The sequence below is a fragment of the Burkholderia cepacia GG4 genome (assembly GCF_000292915.1).
GTDB lineage: Bacteria > Pseudomonadota > Gammaproteobacteria > Burkholderiales > Burkholderiaceae > Burkholderia > Burkholderia cepacia_D.
Map to the genome: position 1 here is coordinate 484,685 of NC_018514.1, position 22,405 is coordinate 507,089.

A 22,405-nucleotide genomic window follows, 5' to 3' on the forward strand; every position below is an offset into this window, starting at 1 on the left:
GCGGGCGGCAAAGCGCACATCGGCCGGGACGTGCGGCGGGGCAGTTCTCAAGTTTGAAACACGCGTTCACCGCCCCCCTTCACGAGGCCCGGTGCGCCGCACTCGTCCGTCATTTACGGCATTGCTTCTCGGCATTCAATGATCGATCCATGTTGCCGACCGTTGTTGCGATACATTCCTGAAACAAAAAGTGCGGTTCCTGGCGATAGGGCTCGGTATAGCGGTCGGTATACGACGCACAACGGGCGGTGGAATCACGCGTGGCATGCCGCTTGCAATATTGGACGCACCGGCGAGCGGTCGACCAGATGTAACAAGGATGGGGGGCGGCCAACTCGTCAATAAGCAGTCGGGGAAATGGCGATGAAGACCAATCGCAGTAACTGGATCCGCGCATTCTTCACGCAACGGTGGGGTGGCCGGACAGTTTGGGGTAAGACTCGCGACGCAGTGCCAGCTTCGCGGGTTCCTCTTCGCCGGATTCACGGCATCCGCACGTTGCGCGCACTGGAGCATCTGTCGCTTCGTGCGGCAACCAGCCGACAGCGGTGCTCACCTTTATTCAGTTTCCCCGGATGGAACAGGCTGTTCGTGCCGGACAGCTTGATGCCGATTCGTCTTCGGCCGTGCAGGGCCGTTTCGATTGCGCCGGGCCAATACCGGCACTGGCTGGACTAGATCGGACGCCCATTGGCCGGATTGCCCGGAAGATATTTTGACCGGTTGCTCAGGGAGAAACGATGCCGCCTGATTGTGATGCATATCCGTTGGCGTCCGGCTGAGGCTGGCGTTTGCAACGGCGCTGCATTTGCGGCGGGCAATTATATTCGCGCATTTTTGATTGCTGAGGCGGGTGCCGCATGCCGGCATGTCGCAATGCTGGTATCGAAAAGAAAATGATTCGGAATGGAAATCTAACGATTCCGGAATCGTGATGAAATTTGCTTTCGATAATTGCATTGACTCATACGCCTTATCGAAAATATATCTAAAAAAGTTCGTAAAAATAAAAGTGCGAACCTAAACTTCGACTGGCAAAAATCGCGGGATCTCGGATTCGAGATGAGTCGATACTTTGTAATTGGATAGTGATCCTTATTTTTGAGGATTGCTCATGGCAGGGAAGTTGAAGGCGTGCAGCTTTCCTTGCTTGTTCCGTCCACGCCGTTATGGAGTCGACCATGAAGAAGCTTCTGATTGCAGCAGCAGTTATGGCGGTTTCGGGTGCAGCGTTCGCAGCGAACGGCACGGTATCGACCAGCGCTTCGTCGAGCGGAGGCCAAACGATGGCCGGGGTTGCCGGATTCGGTCACTTCACCGCGACCGATTCGGGCGCTGCACTCGGCGCAGCTGGCGCGACGGCCGGTGGCGGCAGCAGCGGTGCGGTCTCGTTCACGGACCACACCAACACGTCGACGGTGGGCGGCTTCGGCTTCGGTGGCGCACAAGCCGGTGGCATGAGCGGCGCGACTGCCGGCTCGAACGGCTGGACGATCCACTACTAAGCCGCGGCGCATAGCGTTCGTCATTGGCTGGTGGCACGGCTGCCGGGTCACGCTCCGTAAGAGCGGCCCGGCGGGCCTTGCCACTGAACTTCCTCACAGCAAGGAATTGCTATGAAAGCCAACGTCTTTTTAGCGGCAGCGCTCACCGTCCTCTCGTCAGCCGTCATGGCTGCCGGTCCGTCGTCGACATTCAACCAGACGCAATCCGTTGCAGCAGGCGTCTCCGGTTCGGTGCTGGTGGGCTCCGGCGGTTATACGAGCAATTCGAATTCGGTAGCGGGCGCAAACGCTGGAAGTACCGTCACACCCGCAGGATCCGCCGGCACGGCATCTGCTTACCACAACTCGACTTCGACGGCCAGCGGCTCCGGCACGAACGGCGGTGCGTTTGCAGCAGGCGGCGGTATCGGCGCCGCAGGCTCGTTCGGTGGAACCAGCAACACGAGCGAGAACGCAAATGCTCTGTCGGGAGGGGTGACCGCCACGATCGTACTCGGCGCGAACCACTACACGGCAACGGGTGCGAACGACAACGGCACGGCCAATGCAGGTGCCGCCGGCGTGACGGGCAGTGGCGGGTCGGGCACGATCGCCGGTTCGAACCACTACAACTCGTCCACCGTGTGGGGCACCGGTCCGGCCGGATCGCCATCCGCATCGGGCGGCAGCCAGGGCAGTTCTGGCGCGACTGCAAGCAGTCCTTAACAGGGTGTTGGGGGACCAGTTTCCCAGCGACGCTGGTCTCTTGCCTTGCCCTGTTGTCACCGTAAGGAGTTGGCATGAAGCAGAAACTGATTGCCGCCGCTCTGATGCTCGCGTCTCTGACGGCATATGGCGCTGACCGTGCTGCCGAGGACGTGCAATCGAATTTGCAGACGTCAAACCCTGCAACCAACCCGTCACAACAACCCGTGCTTTCGTCGGGCAGTGCCATCGGCGCACCGAACTCCCAGCCATGGCCGGGCGTGTCGGGCGGTTCGTGGTCCCAGCTGGGGAGCGGCTGGAAGCAGTTCGGGGAAGCAGGCAAATCTGAAGGAATTCAGGGGAATTAATACGGTTGCCTGGGTGGGAGGTCAAACCTCGTCCGGAGATTGAAATGAACAGCAACAAGATCAGGGTGGCATGTGCGGCAATGTTCGCAATGGCCACGATCGGTGCCCAAGCGCAAACCGCCGACTCGACTTCAAGCGCGCAATCCTCGACTTCGTCGACGGCAGTCAGCCTCGGCGGCGGGGCGAGCATGAACACGAACACCACGACCGGTGGCAATGCCACGAGCAGCAGCGCGGTTCGCGGCAGCGGCAATTCGAGCGTGCAGGTCAACTTGACGATGCCGTCCTCCACGAGCGGGGGGGCGAACGTGACGCCGCAGAGCGCGAGCTCGCTCGCGGCGGGCGCACCCGGCACCAGCCCGTACAACACCCAGGCGGCTGAAAACGTCAACTACTCGGGCACCCAGACGATCAAGACGAACCCGGCGATCCAGGCGCCAGGTCTCACGACCACGTTGTCCGATACCTGCATGGGCTCGGTGAGCGTCGGCGTGTCGTTCCCGGGGTTCGGCGCGACCGGCGGCACGACCCTGGTCGACCAGGCTTGCGTGCGCCGTCTCGATGCACGTGAATTCCGCGCGATGGGGTTGACCGACGTCGCGCTCGCGCTGCTCTGCCAGAGCGATGCGAACCGGCGCGCGGTGGAGGCGACCGGGCACCTGTGCCCGGGCACCACCGCGCCGCTCGCGCGCTCGAACGTCGCGCCCGCCGCCGACGCGACCGTGGCCGACGACGTGAAGTATCACGATCCGCTCGTACGCAACCGCATGGGGCTACCGCCGATCGACGCGGCCGCGCCGGCGCCCGTGCAGACGCGGCCGGTCGCGACGACCGCGGTCCAGGCGGCGCCGATCCCGGTGCCGATGCCGGTGCCTGCGCCGTCGATTGCCGCGCCTGCCGTCAGCGCGGTGCCGGCCGCTACGCAAGCCGCCGCCGTGAAGGCATCGCAAGCCGCTGCCGTCGTGCCGGCTGCCGCAGCCGCGCCGGTTGCCGCGGCTGCACCGGCGGTCGCCGCTGCGCCTGCAGTTGCCGCTGCGCCTGCGGTCGCACCGGCCGCGATGAGCGCGGTTCCTGCTGCCGCCGTCGTCGCCGTGCCGGCCGTAGCCAACAAGGCACCGGAACCCGCACCGGTTGTCGCCGACAAGGCACCGCAGCCGGCACCGGTCGTTGCCGAGAAGACACCGGAGCCCGCACCGGTCGTTGCCGAGAAGGCACCGGAGCCCGCACCGGTCGTCGCCGAGAAGACACCGGAACCGGCACCGGTCGTCGCCGAGAAGACACCGGAGCCCGCACCGGTCGTTGCCGAGAAGGCACCGGAACCGGCACCGATCGTTGCCGACAAGGCACCGGAACCCGCGCCGGCGGCGACCGACAACGCAGCGCAAGTCGCACCGGTGGCCGATGCGAAGGCAGCCGAACCGGCAGCGCAAGCGGCCGCCGAAGCACCGGCACCGGAAGCTGCACAGCCCGCGGTTGAATCTGCCGCCGCGCCGGCTGCGGACATGCCGGCGGTGTCCGAGCCGGCCCCGGTCGACCAGCAGGCCGCACCGGCCGCACCGGTCATGCCGGCTCCGGCCGTCATCTCGACGAGCACGTCGTCGTAAGCAAGCGGGTCCGGCTCCCGCGCGACCGGTCCACCGGTCGCACGGGAGCCGCCGGGACTCGCTGCGCGACGCGCGTCGCAAGTTCGACGGGTGTTGGCCCCTCCCCGAGGTCAACACCTCTTTTTGCCTGACGAGGGTACAAGGAGGCCTCAATGATGAGGATCTTTTTGGTCGCTCTTCTGCTGTACGGCTCACAAGCCGTTGCGCAGTCGGTTTTCCAGAACCCTGCGGTCTTTGTCATCCTGAGCGAGCAGACCCTCGCGAACGCCGCGAGCGTCGAGCAGGCGCTGACGACGCTCGGCCGCCCGGACAACACGGCCTGCGTGCCGATGATGATGATCGGCGAGCCGCAGATGATTTACATGATGCCGGAGGAAGGACACGCACCGTCGTGGCAGTCGCCGGTGTACGGTCGCGGCGCGCCATTCGAGGCGCAGAACGGACCGCACCCGACGGGCAAGACGATCGGCGCAATGCAGCACGCGGAAGACATGCAGACGCAGCCGTGGAGCGACAGCAGCGCGATCACGCAGAAAATCGCTGGCGAATCGAGCTTGTCCGCGTCGGATCGGGTCAATGACTGGCAACGCAGCCGGCTGAACACGATCGAGACGGCACGTGCGACGGAAGTGACGGTGGGCGGCAAGACCTACCGTAGCTATCGCGAGGATCTCAACCAGTCCGCGCGACCCGTCGTCGAGCCGCAGATCTATACCCAGCGTGTCGTGTTCTGCCGATAACGACACTTTCCTGCGCGGACACGCCGGCAGCGTAGCGCGCGGGCATCAAGGCCCGCCGCGCACCATGTCGCGCCGGCCGGTCCGACGGACAACCCTACGCGGCGAGGTCATCGTGAACTATTGCTGCCCGATCAGACTGTCAGGCCCGAATGAGGGCGAACGGGCCGTGTGCACGCCGCCGTTCGTCGCCGTTCGGCACCATCGCACGGCGCTGTCGCGCCCGCTCGTCTATCTGTCGCAGCGTCCGGACGTCGGGCTGGTCGACTGCCTCACGTCGCGCGGCTGGGAGGTATGGCGCGCGAAATCCGTTGCGGACGCACTCAATCTCGTGAAGGCGAACCGCCTGCATGCGGGCATCATCGATTTCGGCGACTGCGAGTCGCCCGACGTCGCGTCGTTCGAGGCGCTGGTGCGCGACCCGCGCGTCGGCTGGGTCGCACTCATCGACGACGAGCGGCTGCGGGACGCGGCGATCGCGCGCCTGATCCGCCAGTGCTGTTTCGACTATGTGTGCAACGCGACGGCCTACACGACGATCGGCTATCTCGTCGGTCATGCATACGGCATGCTGAAACTGGCTGAAGGCGACCCGGCCGCGGACGCGGCGCCGCCCGGCGGCGCGATGATCGGCACGTGCGACGCGATGCGCCGCCTGTTCGCGACGATCCGCAAGGTCGCGAACACCGAGGCCACCGTGTTCATCACCGGCGAATCCGGCACCGGCAAGGAGCTGACCGCGGCGGCGATCCACCAGTATTCGTCGCGTGCCGATGCGCCGTTCGTCGCGGTGAATTGCGCGGCCATCCCGTCGACGCTGCTGCAGGCGGAGCTGTTCGGCCACGAGCGCGGCGCGTTCACGGGCGCGCACCAGCGCAAGATCGGCCGCATCGAGGCCGCGCAGGGCGGCACGCTGTTTCTCGACGAGATCGGCGACATGCCGTTCGAAAGCCAGGCGAGCCTGCTGCGTTTTCTGCAGGAAGGCAAGATCGAACGGCTCGGCGGGCACGCGTCGATTCCGGTGGACGTGCGGATCGTGTCCGCGACCCACGTCGATCTCGAGGCCGCGATGCAGGCGGGGCGGTTCCGCCCGGACCTGTACTACCGCCTGTGCGTGCTGCGCATCGACGAGCCGCCGCTGCGCGCGCGCGGCCGCGACATCATGCTGCTCGCCGATCACGTGCTCAGGCGCTATCGCAGCGACAGCTCACACCGGATCCGCGGCTTCATGCCGTGCGCGATCGAGGCGATCCACAACTATGCGTGGCCCGGCAACGTGCGCGAGCTGATCAACCGGATCCGGTTCGCGGTCGTGATGACGAACGGCCCGCTGATCTCGGCCGTCGACCTCGAACTGACCCAGTACACGGCGCGCCGGCCGCCGACGCTCGCCGAAGTGCGCCGGCTGGCCGAGCGGCGCACGATCGAGGAAACGCTGCGGCGACATCGGCACCAGCATGCCGACGTCGCCGCGGAGCTCGGGATTTCGCGCGCGACGCTGTACCGCCTGATGACCGCGCACGGTCTGCACGCCTGACGCCGAACGCGCTCGCGCACGGCATGCCGTGCCCCGCGCCCCGTGCCGTGCGCCGTGTGGCGCGCGGGCCCGGTCGCGGTCCTCAGGCCGGCCGTTCGAAGCCGGATTCGACCCAACGTGCGGCGCTGGCCTTGTTGAGCTTGAACCCGGCGGACACCTTCGCGTCGGCCAGCAGCTCGCCGTACGGATCGAACGCCTGCAGCTGCGCATACGGCTCGAATTCGTCAGGCACGATGTCGAGCGTGACCGACACATCCTGCCCATCGTCGCCCTGGACCGTCACTTCCTTGTGCAGCATCGCGCGGCGCTGCTGCTCGTGGCGCATCAGCACCTCGGTCGCGGTCTTCACCAGCGTGCGGAACGCGTTCGCGTCCATCGGCTTCGGGTTCTTCTTGTCGCGGCCCATCGTCCACGGGCCGACGAGCGCAGGTTCGGCTTCGCCGTCCTTGATCATCTCGACGGCCCAGCCGTCGTCGTCTTCGTTCTTGATGATGCGGGCCGTCCAGCCGTTGTCGCGCCAGAGGCCGTCTTCGTGGATGGAGGTGTCGTCGGATTGCGGATCGGATTCGGTCATGGAGAAAACGGGAGTACGGGCAGCCGGCGAACGGGCGGGGCGCGCGGCCGGCAACGGCGCGCTGCCCCTGGCCGGTCGCCCGGAATGGCATGCAAAGGCCGCAATTTTACCCCGCGGGCCGTCGGTGCGGCCCGTGCGACCTGTAACGTTGGCTGTCCGGACGAGGGCAGCGTGGACCGGCCATGAGTTTCATGGACACTCACAAGCCGTTTAGCGGATAGCGCCGCTCAAACTCTACAGGTGACAGGTTGCCGGCGAGACCGTGCCGGAGAATGGGGCGGTAGAACACCTCGATGTAATCGAACATCTGTGGCTGCCATCGCCCTGGTCGGGTAAATCCGCCGTTTGATTCGTTCCATTTTCAGCGCACTGAAGAAGCTTTTCGCCACGGCGTTGTCGCGACAGAAGGCCTTTTTTGCGGTTACAGACTTCTCGACGCGGTTGCTTGCTGCCAACGAGTCGCTCATCGGCGCGATAAATTCGCAACACGAAATATTTCAAGATATGGTGATTGAGCGGAAGCCGATCTCTGGATCGAATTCGGCTTGGAGATGAAACGGGCTGAGTGGCGCATCAGATATTGCTCGCCAAAAAATAGAAACGTCTCGCTGAAAAACAGATTCTTCCTAGTGGCTTGATCGGGCGAGCGGCTGTCAGACTTACCGCCGCAGTTACGCCATGGCTTTTCTGGCACCAGCACGGTTGGTGCCGGCCATCATTTTTTCAGTTCATTTGTTATTGGAGCAAGGCGATGAAGAGAAAGCTGGCAGGATTGGGGTTGGTTGCCGGTGCGTTGTTTGCCGGTCATGCGCAGGCACAAACCGCGGAAATCAAGGTCATTGGCAAAATCGTGCCCGATGCGTGCACTCTCACGATCGGCAACGGCGGTGTCTATGATTTCGGCAACATCGCGTCGGACAAGCTTAGCCAGGATGCTCCGACGACACTCGACGCCAAGGCGCAGTCCGTGGCGATCTCATGCAATGCGGCCGCCAAGGTCGCGTTGAACGTGCGGGACAATCGCTCGGGTACGGCCGTCGGTGGCAAGGGTGACGACAGTGAGTTCGGCCTGGGCTTTGGGAAGGCGGGCTACTACACGCTGGCTCTGAATAAAGCAGTCGGCGACAGCAATGCGCTGGACGTCGTGGCGGCTCCCGCTGGCTCCGACGCGTGGGTGCTCGACGGCGCGGGATTGATGGCGAACGGCTCGGCGCGCAAATCGTTCTCGGAATCGGGCAACACGGCGCCCGGGGCATACAAGACCATCTCGGCTGATCTGACCGTCACCCCGACGATCAACAAGCTGCCGGAGCTGGATCTTTCCAATGGCGGCGTTGCGCTGGATGGCTCTGCGACCCTCGAGTTGACCTATCTGTAAGCAGAGCGATCGAAGTTGGCCGGAGCGTTGGCGGCAGCGATGGCCGGTGCTCGGGCCAATTTCTGTCGGACACTGCTGTTCGCCGGGCAAGCAGGGGGCGAGGGACTTGGCTAGCTGACGCTATGCGCAGTGTTCCGATTTGGCGGGTTTTTCGAAAGGCGGACATTTCGGTCGGGACATCACGACACTGGCGCTGAATATCCACTCATGTGCTTGCTGCCACGATATGCGTTTGCCCATCCAATTTCAAATCAGTGAGATATTCAGATGAGCTTGAAGCAGTGGATTGTTCTTTCAGTGCTGGCCTGCACGTTGTCGAGTGCGGGCGTGACGTTGGCTGCCGACCTCAGTGTCAACGGGCATATCCGAACGGATGGTGCTTGCAGCATGGCGCTGGGCAATGGCGGCGTCATTGATTTTGGAACTCTATCGCGACAAAAGCATTTTCCTGCTCCTGAGGTTGTGGTTAGCAGGGACGTGACGTTGACGCTTAACTGCCAGCGCCCGACCAAAGTCGGCGTCAATGTGATCGATAATCGAAAAGGTACGGGATCCGAAAATATGCCCTGGAATTTTGGCCTGGGGAACCCTGCAATCGGTTACTACGACATTGTGCCCGGTCGTGCTCAGATCGATGGAAGGGACGGCGTCCAGATTTGGCGCAGGAACAACGGATCAACTAATTGGGGCGATAAGGGTGCCTTTTATCACTGGCGGGGTGAGAGGGGGACGACCCTTTCGTGGGACGTGAGTGGGCCACAGGTTGAGCCGATGGCGTTCAAGACGCTGACGACTAGGTTGGAGCTCCAGCTCTTTCCCAAATACCACTCCGCGTTCACCGACGAGCTCGAGTTCGATGGTTCCGCGACCTTGGAACTCGTATACCTGTAGTGCACGCGCGTCACGAATTCCCGAATTTCAAGGAGTCAGCGATGAGAAATCGGACTCCGTCGGTTAGCGGCGGCGATTACGTCGGAGCGTGCGCGAGGCCGTGCGTCGGCTGATTGCGCGTTCGAGTTGCGTTTGCAGGCGGGGGGATTCGGAGAGCCGACGCAATCTGAAAAAGCACGAAGGGGATTTCGGTAGAGAGGCATACGGTTCGACGTGTCGCGACGTTGGAACTGTGAGCCATCCGCTGGCGTGCGTGCTGCATCAGTATTCGTTAATCCATGCAGTTTCGAATGAGAGAGATATTCATATGAGCTTGAAACAATTGTGTGGTGTTTCCATGCTGGCCTGTGCGTTGTCGAGCCCGGGCGTGGCGTCGGCGGCGGACCTCAGCGTCAGCGGTCAAGTTCGAGCGGACAGCGCTTGCAGCATAGCGCTGGGCAATGGCGGGGTCGTCGATCTGGGCACGATTTCGTCCAAGAATCTTCAGGAGGCGGACGAGACCACCTTCAATTCAAATATGCCATTCGGCGTCCACTGCCAGGCGCCCACCAAGGTCGCCTTCCGCTTGCTTGACAATCGCGCAGGAACGTCGACTTATCACAACATGTTCGGCTTGGGCGCATCTGGCGGTAAGAACGTTGGCGCCGTCGCCCTCGCGCTCGACGAGATTTTTGGCGATGGCGCCAAGCTCACTCACTTGGCGTATTGGAATGGCGGCAATGGTTGGGGGCAGGGCTGGGGGGGCATCAAGGCCGAGGACATTCTTCTTTCGTCGTGGGCCGAGCCTGGCCAGAGTTCGCCGCAGGCGTACCAGAACATCGACAGCTCGCTGGGCTTCTACACACGGATCGCCCCCGCCAAAGATCTCGACCTGAGTCAGGAAATCGCCATCGATGGCTCCATCACGATGGAGCTGGTCTACCTGTAAAGCGGCAAGGCCGGTGCGCGGGCTCCCTTCTCGCGCGCACACGCTTCCAACCCGAGAGATCGCACCATGCACCGCAAACACCTGCTTGCTCCGTCGCTGCTCGCCTGCGCCATGCTGCTGAGCGCTGGCCATGCGCTGGCTGGCACCGACCTGAGCGTCAATGGCCATATACGGCCAGGCAGCGCCTGCAGCCTGACGCTGGGCAAAGGCGGCACCGTCGATCTGGGCACGATTTCGTCCAAGGATCTGCAAGAAACCGGGCTAACCACCTTCGACAAGCATGAGATCTCACTGAGCATCCAGTGCCAGGCGCCCACCAAGATTGCTTTCCGGGTACTCGACAATCGTGCAGGAACGGCGTTCCAAGGATTCGGGTTCGGCTTGGGCGCATCTGGCGGCAAGAAAATCGGCAGGTACCTCCTCCTGCCAAAGGACCGCATTGGCGACGGCACAGCGCTCTCCCACCTGGTGCGATGGGGGAACGGTTCCTGGAACGGGGCTGGCAGTGAGATGTACACATGGAAGGTCAGTCCGTCCATGACTTCCTCGTGGTCCAAGCCTGGCTATAACTTGCCGCAGGCGTTCCAGAACATCAGTAGCAGGCTGGGCTTCGAAATAGACATAGCCCCTGCGAGCAACCTCGACGTGAGCCAGGAAATTGCCATCGACGGCTCCGCCACGGTGGAGCTGGTCTACCTGTAAAGCGGAAAGGCCGGTGCGCCGGCTCCCTTCTCGCGCACACACATACTTCGAACCTGAGAGATCGCATCATGCACCGCAAACACCTGCTTGCTCCCTCGCTGCTCGCGAGCGCCTTGCTACTGAGCGCCGGCCAGGCGCTGGCCGGCGCCGACCTGAGCGTGAGTGGCCGCATCCAGCCCGGCGCCTGCAGTCTGGCGCTGGGCAATGGCGGCACCATCGATCTGGGCACGATTTCGCCCAAGGATCTGAAGGAAGACGAGGCAACCGTCTTTGACCAGCATGAGATTTCACTGGGTATCCACTGCCAGGCGCCCACCAAAGTTGCCTTTCGGGCACTCGATAATCGCGCAGGAACGGCGCTTGACGGATATTGGTTCGGCTTGGGTGCATCTGGCGGCAAGAGCGTTGGCAGGTACAGCCTCGTGCCTAGGAGCCGCGTTGGCGATGGCGCTGAGCTCGTCCACTTGATGAAATCGGACGGTGGTGCCTGGAAGGTGCCGCCAGGTGGTAGTACTGCGACGACCTGGGGTATCGATCCGTCCGTGCTTTCCTCGTGGGCGGAGCCTGGCCAGACCTTGCCGCAGGCATTCCGGAACATCAGCAGTAGGCTAGGCTTCTACATCCAGATAGCCCCCACCAAAGACCTTGACCTGAGCCAGCAAGTCCCCATCGACGGCTCCGCCACGATGGAGCTGATTTACCTGTAGTGCCCACTCGTCACGAATATCGCACCTAGCGTCGGCAACCGCGCCGACGCGGCGATCGATCACGCCGCCCCTCGCATTTCCTCGCCCTCCGGGGCGTATCGGGCATTCGCGTCCTTTAAATTCATTTGCATCGGATACCTAATCATGTTTGGCCGTTTCACGCGTTTCCCGTCATGGTCAGCATCCCATGTCCGGTCTTTTTCGTCGCGCCGGTACGCATTCACGAAGGCCGTTCTGACAGGCGGACTGCCGATCTTCCTGAGCGTGCCGACCATTGCGGCGGCCTCGGGCGTCCTGCCTGAATCGTCCGTGGTGATCCTGAACGAGGCGGACGGCGAAGTCACCATGAACGTGAAGAACACGGAGTCGATTCCGCTGTTGCTGCATACGACCATACAGAACACGCCGGACGACCAGGAACTGCTGGTCGTGGCGGTGCCGCCGGTGAGCCGGGTAGAAGGCCAGGATACCCAGTTGGTGCGTTTTCTGCTGCAAAGCCCGGCGCCACTGCGGGTGCAGCGGCTCAAGCGCGTGACGTTCGAGGGCATCCCGCCCAAAGGCCCGGACGGCAAGGCGCGCATCAGCATGACGGTCCGCCAGAACCTGCCACTGATCGTGCATCCCGCCACGCTCGCGAAGCACGCGTCTCCATGGACGCTGCTGCAGTGGTCGGTGGCCGACGGCAAGCTGCGCGTGCGCAACGATAGCCCGTATGTGGTGCGTCTGGGGCAAGGTGTGCAACTCCTGCCGGACAAGACCGCTGTGGATCTGGGTAAGACTTATGTGCTTCCCGAAAGCACCGTGGAGGTCTCGTTGCCGCCGGGGGCGGGGGCACGGGCAACCGGCGTCAAGCTGTCGCCCGCGACGATCTACGGATACGAGGTCGACACCTACGACGCGCCGCTCGTCAACGCAGCGGCGCAACCGTAATGCAGCTTGACCGTGACACGTGCCGAAGACGGCGCCAACGCGAGTCGAGTGCGTACTGCAGTGGGACGGCCGCGTCGCTGTTGATGCTGCTGGCGGGTGCCTATCCGCCACGGGCACATGCTCAGGCGGTAGCGCCGCCCGACGCAGTGCCTGCATCGCAAACGACGGCCGAGTCGGTCGCTGCGGATGCGGCCTTCGACACGGGCATCCTGCAGCAGCGCGGGCTGGATCCGCAGATCGCCGACTATTTTCGCTCCGCGCCGCGTTATCGGCCTGGCCGCAGCAGCGTTGTTGTGTACGTCAACGACATTCGGCGCGGGCGGATCAATACGCGGTTCGACGAAGACGGCGCACTGTGCTTCGACAAAACCTTCCTTGGGGCGGCCGGCCTGGTCGTGCCCGACGCGAAGTACGCGGTGGACGGCGATGTCGGCCCCGACACCTGCTACGACTTCGTGCGTGCCTTCCCCGGCACGGACGTGACGCTCAAGCCTGGGCGGGAAGAAGTGCGGCTGGTCGTGCCGACCGCGGCGTTGCGTCAGGCGGTGGCGGACTTCTCCGGCTACAGCCGGGGTGGCAATGCGGCGCTGCTCAACTACGAGCTGATGGCCATGCGCAGCGAAGCGAGTGGCATGCCGGGCTCGCACTTCCTGTCGCTCAATTCCGAACTCGGCGTGAACGCAGGCGACTGGATCCTGCGCAGCCGTGCCTACTCGCAAAGTCAGGATCACTCAGGGTTTCAAAGCCGACACCTCTATGCCTACGGCCAGCGAACCTGGCTGCGGCTGGGCGCCACGGTGCAGGGTGGGCAGATCAATATCGCCAATTCGGTGCTCACCGGCGCGCCACTGACCGGCATCCAGATTTTTCCCGATGCCGCGTTGAGCAAGCAGGAGCGCAACGTCGTCATGGTCGAGGGCGTGGCGCAATCGCAGGCGCGCGTCGAGGTGCGCCAGGCGGGCGGGTTGATCTATACCACCGTCGTACCAGTCGGCCCGTTCGCGCTTACCGACCTGCCGCTGCTCAACAACAGCAGCGACCTGGAGGTGACCGTCATCGAATCCGATGGCGCGCGGCGCAGCTTTGTCGTGCCTGCCGCATCGATCAGTGCGGGGACTCTCGGACAGCGACCGGGCTATGCTTTCGCGATCGGCAAGAGCCGCAATCTCGACGGCAACAAGGCCCGTAGTCCGTGGGTGGCGAGCGCGAGCGGTAGCTGGGCGCTGGGGCGGCGAAACAACATTGGCGCCGCCGCGCTGTTCGCTCCCGGATACCAGGCCGCCAGCTGGGGCGTGGATATGCGCGTGTCGTCGTCGAGCAGCGTCAAGCTGCAGCAGCGCGCCTCGCTGCAGGCCAGGAAGTCGGGCACGCAGATCGAGGTCTCGGGCATTTTCGGCGGCCTGCACGAGAACCTGAGCATGAGTTTCAGCAGTGCGTACCAGAGCAGCGGCTACCGCACGCTGGACGACTTTACCGTGGATGCCGGCCAGCCCGGATTTGCTGCGTCACGCTTTCGGAGTCGGCATACCGCGGCCTTGGCCTGGTCCGATTCCAGGCTGGGCGGTTTGACCTTCGGCTACGCATTCTCCAACCAGCAGAACGGGGAGCGTACCCAGCGGCTGAACTTTTCCTGGGGAAAGAGCTTCGCCTTCGGCACCGTGTCGCTGAACGTGGAGCGCGACCTCAGCCCGCGCCGGGAGACCCGGTATTACGGCAGCAGAGCCTACGACAGGCCAGACAACACCTATTACGTGTCGCTGAGCATCCCGTTCGGCAAGCGCAGCGTCCGCACCTATGCCAGCAACACGAGCGGCTATACGCGCTTCGGGGCCAACTACAACGAGCGGATCGGCGATCGCCTGAATTACGCGCTGAACGCGGAGCGCAACACGCGCGACCGGAGCAATGCCGTGTCGGGGCAAGCGGCCGCGACGTCGCGCATCGCGCAGGTCAACCTGGGGTTTTCCGATACCGGCAAGCGCGCCCGCTCGTACTATGGCGGCGCTTCGGGCGGGGTGGTGGTGCATGCCAGCGGGGTGACGCTTTCGCCCTATCCGGTACAGGACACGTTCGGCATTGTGTCGGCGTCGGGCGTCTCGAACGTGAAGATCAACACCCCTCAGGGGCCGGTATGGACCGACCTTTGGGGACGTGCCGTGGTGCCCCGGCTTTCCCCATACAGCAGCAATCGTGTGGAGGTGATGACCACCACTCTGCCGCGCAACGTCGACATCGGCAACGGATTCCACCAGGTCGATCCCGGGCGCGGGTCGGTGAACCGGATCGACTTCGAGCTCACCCGTGTGCGCCGGGCGCTGCTCAACGCACGCGACTCCGAGGGCAATCTGCTCCCCTCCGGCGCCTATGTGCTCGACGGCCGCCAGCACTATGTCGGCACGGTGCTCGAGCAGGGGCAGGTATTCCTCAACAATGGCGCCGGGACCGATGCGTTGACGGTGGCATTGCCGGACGGCAGGCAGTGCCTGTTGAAGTATGTGCTGCCCGAGCGGCCAAGTCCCGGCACCCTGTTCGAAAGCGCCGATGCCCGTTGCACATTCCAATGAGACCCCTGGCCTTGAGAGACGATATGTCGCGACAATCGAAGTTTGTCTGCCGGTGCGCGCGGACAATGTGCATGGGCTTGATCATGAGCAGCGCTGCGATGGCGGCGGACAATTGCCAGGTGCATACGGCGCCTGCGCAGCTGGACTACGGTGTTCAGTACCGACGGACCATCCTGGCGCAGCCCGCATCGGCCCAGGGGCACTCGTTGGGAAAACGCCGGGTTTCTGTGAGCGTCGTCTGCAAGGACCCGGTGCGCATGGCGATTTTCCTCCGTGGCGAAGCTCAAAATGAGAGCGCGTTCCGGTTTGGCCTACAGGGCGTTCTTTCCGTGACGGTCGGCGACGCGAATCTGGATGGCAAGACCGTTGCGTTGGGGAGTGTGGAACATGCCGGCCAACATCCTTCGGAGCAGGCTGGCAAAGTCAGCTTGCATCCGAACAAGGGCGCCGTCGTGCTGGAGCAAGGCGTGCCGGTGACGGGCAGCCGGCTGGCCTTGCAACTGGAACTGGATCCCGTGATTCCCGGTGCCTCGATCGAGGGCGTCAACAGCGAATCCGATTGGTCCAGCAGCCACTTCCTGGAGCTGATCCCGTTCTGAAGCCGATCGGGCCTCGGGGATGCGTACGTCGAGTGACGCATTGAGTTTCGGCGCGATGCGCATCGCAGCTTTCACGGCCGGCTCTGCATTCGGCGACACCGCGCCGCACGCACGGATCACGAACTGCACGACTTGCCTGCTCTTGTCGTCGATCACCTTCACGCGTGGCAGGTCAACCGGTCGGTACGCAAGCGGCTAGGATATCGCTATGCCATTGCGCTGTGCGACCTTCAGAAGCTCGACCATGTTCGGAGCATTGAGTTTGCTCATGAGGCGTACCTTATAGGCACTCACCGTCTTGTGGCTGAGCATCAGCGTACGCCCGATTTCCTGGTTGTTCATTCCATTGACTAACAGACGAAGGATCGTCATTTCCCGGTCGGTGATCCCATCGAGCTCTACGGCAGGGCCTTTGCCTTTGTGCGTCGCGACCTCCTGCAAGTTTTCGCGAAGCATGTCGGTGACCACTCGAGGAAAGTACGAATAGCCGGCAAGCACCGCTTTTACGGCTTCGGATACTTCATTCAGCCCCCCGTTCTTGGAGACAAAGCCGGACGCGCCGGCTCGCAGGCAACGCATCGCATGGCTGCGCGTGTCGCCGGAGGTGAGTACCAGAATACGGGAGGCGACCTTGGCAACGCGCAGGCGCTCCATGACCGAGAAGCCGTCCAGATCGGGAATGCCTAGATCCAGGACCACCAGATCGGGCTCAAGTGTGCGAACGGCCTGAACTCCGTCCACCCCCGAGTGGCACTCTGCGATGACTTCATAACCGTCGCGCTCCAAAACCATTCGCACGGCCATTCGAACTAGCGGATGGTCGTCCACGACCACAATACGAGGATTCACGGACTCCTCTACTCTCAATTGATTTCATTTGGCCGAACTTGCCAATCAGGACCTGGCAGCCCCTTCGGTTGACGGGTGATGCCGTTGCGGAAATGGCATTGGCACCGGTTTCCCCAAAAGCTCTATCCGAGTGCCGAGCGGTCGTTCGACAATTTTGACAAACACATTACAGTGTGATGCCCCGCAGCGGCAAGATTCCCATTGCCGTCCGGCTATGTTCTCGCCGGCGGACAACGCGGCGGTTTTCTCCTGCGCTTTCTTCTCCGATTAACGGGCCGCTCATTGGGCCAATGCGTTCGAAGCGTGAAATGTTTCAAATCGTGACTGTTGGGCGAGGGCAGATATCTGGATCAAATGAGGATTGACGGCGAAATGGGCAGAGTGGTGTGCCAGATTTTTCTCGCCGGAAATATAGAAACTTCTCGCTGAAAATCCGACTCTTCCGAATGGTTTCAACAGGCACAGGGTCGGCAGACTTGCTGTCTTGGTGACGCAAGGGCGCTTCTGGTATCAGCACGCTTGGCGCAAGCCATCTATTTTTCGGATCTTCGGATCTTCGGATCTTCGGATCTTCGGATCTTCGGATCGCCGGCGCAGCGCGCGCCGTCACGATTCGAAGGGCATTCCGATTCGAACGAGAGGGGAGGGGTATTCAGATGGATTTGAAACAGTGGTGTGTTCTTTTCGTGCTGGCCTGCACGTTGTCGGGCCCGGGCATCGCGTCGGCTGCCGACCTGAGCGTGAGTGGCCGCATCCAGCCAGGCGCCTGCAGCCTGACGCTGGGCAATGGCGGCACCGTCGATATGGGTACGATTTCGCGCAAGGGTCTGAAGGGGGCAGAGGCGACCGTCTTCAACCAGCATGCGATCTCACTGGCCATCCAGTGCCAGACGCCCACCAAGGTTGCCTTCCGGGCACTCGACAATCGCCCAGGAACGTCGTTCCAAGGAGCTGGGTTCGGCTTGGGTGCATCTGGCGGCAAAAGCGTCGGCCACTACTACCTCATGCCACTCAACCGCATTGGCGATGGCGTCAAGCTCGTCCAATTGGTGGATCGGGGCCTCGGCTGGGAGGTGACCGGTGGTACAACGTCGACCGGAGGCATTGCTCCTTCCTGGCTTTCCTCGTGGGCCGAGCTTGGCCACACCTTGCCGCGGGCGTTCCAGAGCATCAGTAGTACGCTGGGTGTCTCGATACGGATAGCCCCCACCGAAGATCTCGACCTGAGCCAGGAAATCGCCATCGACGGTTCCGCCACGATGGAGCTGGTCTACCTGTGAAGCGGCAAGGCCAGCGCGCCGGCCCCCTTCTCGCACACACACCTCCAACACGAGAGATCTCATCATGCACCTCAAACACCTGCCGGTTCCCTCGCTGCTCGCCAGCGCCTTGCTGCTGAGCACCGGCCACGCGCTTGCCGGCACCGACCTGAGCGTCAGCGGTCGCATCCAGTCCGGCGCGTGCAGCTTGACGCTGGGCAATGGCGGCACCATCGATCTGGGCACGATTTCGCGCAAGGATCTGAATGAAGCAGAGGAAACCATCTTCAGCTTCAAATACGATCTTCCACTGAATATCCAGTGCCAGGCTCCAACCAAGGTTGCCATCAAGGTGGTCAACAATCGCGAAGACGTGGACTATTATGGGAACCGCATGTATGGCTTGGGTCCCTCCGGCAGCAAGAACAGGTACTGGTTCTATCCGTTCGAGCGTTTTGGTGATGGCAAACCGCTTTCCCAGTTGGTCAGCTTCGACGATCGGTATTGGGGCGCCCCCACCAGTAGTGACACTGCCGAAATGATCCCCCCGTCCTGGCTTTCCTCGTGGGCCGAGCCAGGTCAGACCTTGCCCCAGGCGTTCCAGAACATCAGCAGCAGGCTGCTGTTCAATATCGCCATAGCCCCCGCCAAAGACCTCGACCTGAGCCAGGAAATCGTCATCGACGGCTCCGCCACGATGGAGTTGGTCTACCTGTGACGTCACGCACCAGGACCCCCGTGGCGTCCTCCGGCCCTAGTGTAGTCCGTGGGCACGCCTTGTCGCGCTTCCCACTGGCGCTCTGCCTCACGGCACGCGGCACCGCCTTCGTGCCGGCGGCCGGGAGCGCGTCGGGCGCGACAGGGCGAGCGCTGGCTGAGTTGAAGTCCGTGGTTGGGAACTTGCAGCATCATTGGGCGTTTGCCGGGATCAGCTCCAAATACGGATTGTCGATAGAATGTTCGCCGAACAGGTTGGCATCCGTCCAAGGCGTCGCCATCGGCTTGACGCCGATGGCCGGGCTGTACGGAATCCGGAGGGCGACGAACAGAAACGCCGATGGTCTGGCGATGTCTGCCAGGTTGCACAGATTCCAGGTTGCCTCTTCGGTGTGGGTGCTGCTGATCTCCCAGGCGCGGCTGTACAAGCCCGTCTCGAAGCTCAGGCGGTGAATTTCCTTGCGCGCGGTTTCCTCCGAATAGAGGTCGCCGACATGCGCGGGCCGGCCATCGTCATCCTCGGCGGTGAGCCTTGAAACCGACCTGCATGGTGGAAATCCTTTAACGGGCGTCAGAAAGCGTTAATTTCTTGGCAGTTTTCTCCTAAAACGGTAACGGCCTGCTTGAGCTCCAAAACGCGAATCTCCGATCAAAATCATTAACGGAGCGCAGTCTGCATGCAAAAGCACTAATTCCTTCTTCCTTCCCTCAATGAATCCGGGGCTGCATGTCGGCGGTCGCCGAGCGCGCAGGGATGTCTCCCATATCCCTGCGCTCGTGGGAGGCGGGTGCGCCAGGCGGGCGTTCATGACGGGTGTTCACTTATCTGACCTGAGGACCGATTTCCTTGGTTTCTGCCGCCCAGTCGCGGGTCTTCAATGCATGGTCAGATCCTCGGTCGCATCGCGCATCATCACGGCTTACTCCCAGCCGCAGTGCGGACTGTCTAATCTGCGTCGCATCCACCAGGATCTTCGGATAGCCGATCTCGTTGAGCGCAATCGAGGGCGCGGGCGAGTCAGCTTCGTATCCCATACGCTCGAGCGCCGCGTTGAGGGTGTTCTCGCCGATGCGGCTTTTGAGGCACCCATCGCCGGCGATGAGATGGACCTTCGCAGGCTTGAAACTCGCCAACAGATGCCGAACGATTGGCGGAAGTTCCTGGAAAGTCAAAGTGGAGCCGGCGCAAAAAATCAAACTCGTATTAGGTCCCTGAGGGCTGCTCTATACGCCGTCCGATATCCCGGCCGCGCGCCGCTTCCTAGAATGACGTTTGGGATAAATATATCTTGAACGTCATTCAACGCCGATCCGGCCGCGCGCGCATTCCGCGTCGCGCGGCCCGGCGAACCTTCTGGAACTGCGCATGGGGAAATTCAGTATTCGCACCGTCTTCGCGTACGACTGGCCGTTGACGCTCGCGGGCATGGAACACATCGCCGGCGACGCATGCGCGATCGATCTCGTCGGCGTCTATCGGACCCCGGCCGAACTGGTCGCGGCGCTCGGCAGCATCGAGTTCGACATCGCGCTGGTCGACTATTCGACACGCGGCGACGCGCAGATGGACGGCCTCGCATTGTGCGAATCGTTGCGGCGCGTGCGCCCGAACGTCGGGATCGTCGCGCTGGTCGGGAACGAGAACCCGGTGATCTTTCGCTCGATCCTCGCGCAGGCCGGTGCGAGCCTCGTCAGCAAGTTCGACGAGGTCGGCCATATCGTCACCGCGATCCATTCGAGCTATAGCGGCGGGCGTTATCTGTCGCCGCTCGTCCGGCGCGCGCTCGAGGCGCTCGCCGAACGCGACCAGCCGCCCGTGAAGCTGTCGACGCGCGAGATCGAGGTGATTCGCCTCTATCTGGCCGGCGTGCCGATCAAGTCGATCGCGCAGCAGCTCAACAAGGGCAAGCAGACGGTCAGTGCGCAGAAGATCAGCGCGATGAAGAAGCTCGGCGTGACCAACGACATCGAGCTGGTCCAGCGGGCAGCCGGGCTGGGGTTCAGCGGCAGCAAGGCCGTGGGCCGGCCGGGCGGGGCCGGATAGGCGAGGGCCGCGCGGGGCGGCACAACGGCCGGCACCTGCGGTGCCGGCCGCGTCATCGGGTATCAGGCCGGCAGCGCGAATCGCGTAACGGCGTCGCGCAGCGCTTCGGCCTGGTCGCGCAGCGAATGCGCGGCGGCCGCCGCTTGTTCGACGAGCGCCGCGTTCTGCTGCGTGACCTGGTCCATCTCGCCCACCGCGCGATTGACCTGCTCGATTCCCGCGCTCTGCTCGCGCGATGCATGGCTGATCTCGTCGAGGATCTCGTTCACGCGCCGCACCGACTGCACGATCTCGGTCATCGTCTCGCCCGCGTGCGTGACGAGCGTCGCGCCGTGCTCGACCGTCTCGTTCGACGACACGATCAACGACTTGATCTCCTTTGCGGCCGTCGCCGAGCGTTGCGCGAGCGAGCGCACCTCGGCCGCGACCACTGCGAAGCCGCGGCCCTGTTCGCCCGCGCGCGCCGCTTCGACGGCCGCGTTCAGTGCGAGGATATTGGTCTGGAACGCGATCCCGTCGATCACGCCGATGATGTCGCCGATCTTGTGCGAGCGGTCGGTGATCTCGTTCATGGTGCGTACGACGTCGTCGACCACCTCGCTGCCGCGCGTCGCGACCTGCGCGGCCTGGCTTGCAAGCGTCGCGGCCTGCGCGGCGCTGTCCGCGTTCTGTTTCACGTTCGCGGTCATCTGGTCCATGCTCGACGCGGTCTGCACGAGCGCGGCCGCCTGTTCCTCGGTGCGCTGCGACAGGTCGGTGTTGCCCGACGCGATCTCGCTCGCGCCGACGTTGATGTTCTCGGTGCCCGTCCGTACGCGCGACACCATGTCGATCAGCCCACCCTGCATCGTGTGCAGCGCATGCAGCAGGCTGGCGCGATCGTCGTGCTTCACGCTCACGCGCGCGGTCAGGTCGCCCTGCGCGATGCGCTGTGCGGCGTCCAGCGCGACTTCGAGCTCGCCGCCGAGGTTCGCGCGCACGCTTTTCAGCACGAGCACCATCACGGCGGTCGCGATCGCGCCGAGCACGGCCGTCATCGCGAGCCAGCGGCCGATGCTCGCGAGCACGGCCGATCGAACGTCATCCATGTACATGCCCGTCACGAGATACCAGTCCCACGGCGCGAAGCGTTGCACCGCGCTGGTCTTGTCCTGCGGCTTGTCGGCGCCCGGCTTCGGCCACAAATACTCGACGAAGCCCTTGCTGCCTTCCACGTTGCCGGCCTTCACGATCTCGACGAACAGGTGCTGGCCGTTCGGGTCCGTGAAATTCGACACGTCCTTGCCGTTGAGGTCGGTCTTGATCGGATGCATCACGATCACCGGCTTCGAGTCGTTGATCGAGATGTAGCCGTCGGTGCCGTAGCGCATCGCGGCGATCGCCTCGAGCGCCTTCTGCTTCGCGTCGGCTTCCGGCAACGCGTTCTGCTGCGACAGCTTGTAGAAATGGTCGGCAACGCTCGTCGCCTGGGCGACCAGTGACGCAAGCTGGTCGCGGCGTTCCGTGATCATCGACGCGCGCGTCTGCCATGCGCCGATTCCGGCGATCACGAGCAGGCCGAGCCACAGAATGACGATCATCGAAGCAAGTTTCTGATTCAGGGAGAGGGTGCGCATGGGGGGAGGTCGGTCGGTCGAACAAGCGCGCCGAAACGGCGTGACGGGATTAGTGTTTGACGGCCCGCAACGAACGTTGCCGTAGGCGGGAAATCCCTTAGAAACCTCGGTCACGAATGCCATCGCGCGCGTACGGTCATCTATGCATATACATATGCGGCGTCGCTATACTGTCGGGGCGATGGCGGCTGCGTGTTGCGTCCGGATGATCG

The 22,405-nt window shown here is 63.1% G+C and carries 21 protein-coding genes and 3 pseudogenes; 17 read left to right on the plus strand and 7 right to left on the minus strand.

Annotated features, from left to right (window positions below; translation table 11 throughout):
• Positions 1-558: 558 nt before the first annotated feature.
• On the minus strand, positions 559-960 hold the full coding sequence (locus tag GEM_RS31900) for a hypothetical protein (protein ID WP_187293268.1): 402 nt from the start codon (positions 958-960) through the stop codon (positions 559-561).
• A 221-nt stretch (positions 961-1,181) separates the two neighbouring features.
• Between GEM_RS31900 and GEM_RS17955 the strand changes: the two genes are divergently transcribed.
• From GEM_RS17955 to GEM_RS17970, 6 genes are all read left to right on the plus strand, one after another.
• A complete protein-coding gene (locus tag GEM_RS17955; RefSeq protein WP_041490902.1) occupies positions 1,182-1,505 on the plus strand; it encodes a hypothetical protein in 324 nt (107 codons plus the stop codon).
• A gap of 111 nt (positions 1,506-1,616) precedes the next feature.
• Complete coding sequence (locus GEM_RS30205) at positions 1,617-2,210, plus strand: hypothetical protein (RefSeq protein ID WP_014898788.1); 594 nt, start codon at positions 1,617-1,619, stop codon at positions 2,208-2,210.
• Positions 2,211-2,284: 74 nt separating this feature from the next.
• Positions 2,285-2,557 carry a hypothetical protein gene (locus GEM_RS30210; RefSeq protein WP_014898789.1) on the plus strand — a complete coding sequence of 91 codons (273 nt, stop codon included), beginning with the start codon at positions 2,285-2,287 and terminating at the stop codon, positions 2,555-2,557.
• 44 nt (positions 2,558-2,601) lie between these two features.
• Entirely contained in the window at positions 2,602-4,161 is a 1,560-nt protein-coding gene (locus GEM_RS17960; RefSeq protein WP_014898790.1) for a chemotaxis protein CheA, read from the plus strand.
• A 155-nt stretch (positions 4,162-4,316) separates the two neighbouring features.
• Positions 4,317-4,901 carry a hypothetical protein gene (locus GEM_RS17965; RefSeq protein ID WP_041490903.1) on the plus strand — a complete coding sequence of 195 codons (585 nt, stop codon included), beginning with the start codon at positions 4,317-4,319 and terminating at the stop codon, positions 4,899-4,901.
• A gap of 112 nt (positions 4,902-5,013) precedes the next feature.
• Positions 5,014-6,435 carry a sigma-54 dependent transcriptional regulator gene (locus GEM_RS17970; protein WP_014898792.1) on the plus strand — a complete coding sequence of 474 codons (1,422 nt, stop codon included), beginning with the start codon at positions 5,014-5,016 and terminating at the stop codon, positions 6,433-6,435.
• 82 nt (positions 6,436-6,517) lie between these two features.
• Here the strand turns inward: GEM_RS17970 and GEM_RS17975 are convergent, their stop codons facing one another.
• A complete protein-coding gene (locus GEM_RS17975; RefSeq protein WP_014898793.1) occupies positions 6,518-7,009 on the minus strand; it encodes a hypothetical protein in 492 nt (163 codons plus the stop codon).
• Between the two features lie 199 nt (positions 7,010-7,208).
• Positions 7,209-7,413: pseudogene (locus GEM_RS30950) on the minus strand (IS3 family transposase); the annotation flags it as partial.
• A 347-nt stretch (positions 7,414-7,760) separates the two neighbouring features.
• Here GEM_RS30950 and GEM_RS17985 point away from each other — a divergent pair.
• The 8 genes from GEM_RS17985 to GEM_RS18015 all read left to right on the plus strand — a co-directional run bounded on the left by GEM_RS17985 (position 7,761) and on the right by GEM_RS18015 (position 15,708).
• Complete coding sequence (locus GEM_RS17985; RefSeq protein WP_014898794.1) at positions 7,761-8,387, plus strand: DUF1120 domain-containing protein; 627 nt, start codon at positions 7,761-7,763, stop codon at positions 8,385-8,387.
• A gap of 267 nt (positions 8,388-8,654) precedes the next feature.
• A complete protein-coding gene (locus GEM_RS30215; protein ID WP_014898795.1) occupies positions 8,655-9,278 on the plus strand; it encodes a DUF1120 domain-containing protein in 624 nt (207 codons plus the stop codon).
• A 307-nt stretch (positions 9,279-9,585) separates the two neighbouring features.
• Positions 9,586-10,206, plus strand: a complete 621-nt coding sequence (locus tag GEM_RS17990; RefSeq protein WP_148283860.1) for a DUF1120 domain-containing protein — start codon at positions 9,586-9,588, stop codon at positions 10,204-10,206.
• Positions 10,207-10,272: 66 nt separating this feature from the next.
• The gene (locus GEM_RS17995) at positions 10,273-10,908 is read left to right on the plus strand and encodes a DUF1120 domain-containing protein (RefSeq protein ID WP_014898797.1); all 636 of its coding nucleotides are present in this window, start codon (positions 10,273-10,275) and stop codon (positions 10,906-10,908) included.
• Positions 10,909-10,976: 68 nt separating this feature from the next.
• Positions 10,977-11,615: a DUF1120 domain-containing protein gene (locus GEM_RS18000; RefSeq protein WP_014898798.1), complete on the plus strand. Its 639-nt coding sequence runs from the start codon at positions 10,977-10,979 to the stop codon at positions 11,613-11,615.
• Between the two features lie 144 nt (positions 11,616-11,759).
• Positions 11,760-12,545 carry a fimbria/pilus chaperone family protein gene (locus tag GEM_RS18005; RefSeq protein ID WP_014898799.1) on the plus strand — a complete coding sequence of 262 codons (786 nt, stop codon included), beginning with the start codon at positions 11,760-11,762 and terminating at the stop codon, positions 12,543-12,545.
• Positions 12,546-12,628: 83 nt separating this feature from the next.
• Positions 12,629-15,109 carry a fimbria/pilus outer membrane usher protein gene (locus tag GEM_RS18010; protein WP_080599441.1) on the plus strand — a complete coding sequence of 827 codons (2,481 nt, stop codon included), beginning with the start codon at positions 12,629-12,631 and terminating at the stop codon, positions 15,107-15,109.
• 71 nt (positions 15,110-15,180) lie between these two features.
• Positions 15,181-15,708 carry a hypothetical protein gene (locus GEM_RS18015; protein WP_014898801.1) on the plus strand — a complete coding sequence of 176 codons (528 nt, stop codon included), beginning with the start codon at positions 15,181-15,183 and terminating at the stop codon, positions 15,706-15,708.
• 195 nt (positions 15,709-15,903) lie between these two features.
• On the opposite strand, the gene GEM_RS18025 is transcribed toward GEM_RS18015, so the two are convergent.
• A complete protein-coding gene (locus GEM_RS18025) occupies positions 15,904-16,557 on the minus strand; it encodes a response regulator transcription factor (RefSeq protein WP_014898802.1) in 654 nt (217 codons plus the stop codon).
• A gap of 656 nt (positions 16,558-17,213) precedes the next feature.
• On the opposite strand from GEM_RS18025, the gene GEM_RS18030 reads away from it, so the two are divergent.
• Both GEM_RS18030 and GEM_RS18035 read left to right on the plus strand, forming a co-directional pair.
• On the plus strand, positions 17,214-17,837 hold the full coding sequence (locus GEM_RS18030; RefSeq protein WP_014898803.1) for a DUF1120 domain-containing protein: 624 nt from the start codon (positions 17,214-17,216) through the stop codon (positions 17,835-17,837).
• Between the two features lie 64 nt (positions 17,838-17,901).
• Positions 17,902-18,534: a DUF1120 domain-containing protein gene (locus GEM_RS18035; RefSeq protein ID WP_014898804.1), complete on the plus strand. Its 633-nt coding sequence runs from the start codon at positions 17,902-17,904 to the stop codon at positions 18,532-18,534.
• A gap of 250 nt (positions 18,535-18,784) precedes the next feature.
• Here the strand turns inward: GEM_RS18035 and GEM_RS30220 are convergent.
• Both GEM_RS30220 and GEM_RS32270 read right to left on the minus strand, forming a co-directional pair.
• Positions 18,785-19,042 (minus strand): annotated as a pseudogene (locus tag GEM_RS30220) (ABC transporter substrate-binding protein); the annotation flags it as partial.
• A gap of 448 nt (positions 19,043-19,490) precedes the next feature.
• Positions 19,491-19,682: pseudogene (locus GEM_RS32270) on the minus strand (integrase); the annotation flags it as partial.
• A 217-nt stretch (positions 19,683-19,899) separates the two neighbouring features.
• On the opposite strand from GEM_RS32270, the gene GEM_RS18050 reads away from it, so the two are divergent.
• Positions 19,900-20,577: a response regulator transcription factor gene (locus GEM_RS18050; RefSeq protein WP_014898806.1), complete on the plus strand. Its 678-nt coding sequence runs from the start codon at positions 19,900-19,902 to the stop codon at positions 20,575-20,577.
• 62 nt (positions 20,578-20,639) lie between these two features.
• Here GEM_RS18050 and GEM_RS18055 read toward each other — a convergent pair whose 3' ends face one another.
• Positions 20,640-22,193, minus strand: a complete 1,554-nt coding sequence (locus GEM_RS18055) for a methyl-accepting chemotaxis protein (protein WP_014898807.1) — start codon at positions 22,191-22,193, stop codon at positions 20,640-20,642.
• Positions 22,194-22,405 lie beyond the last annotated feature (212 nt).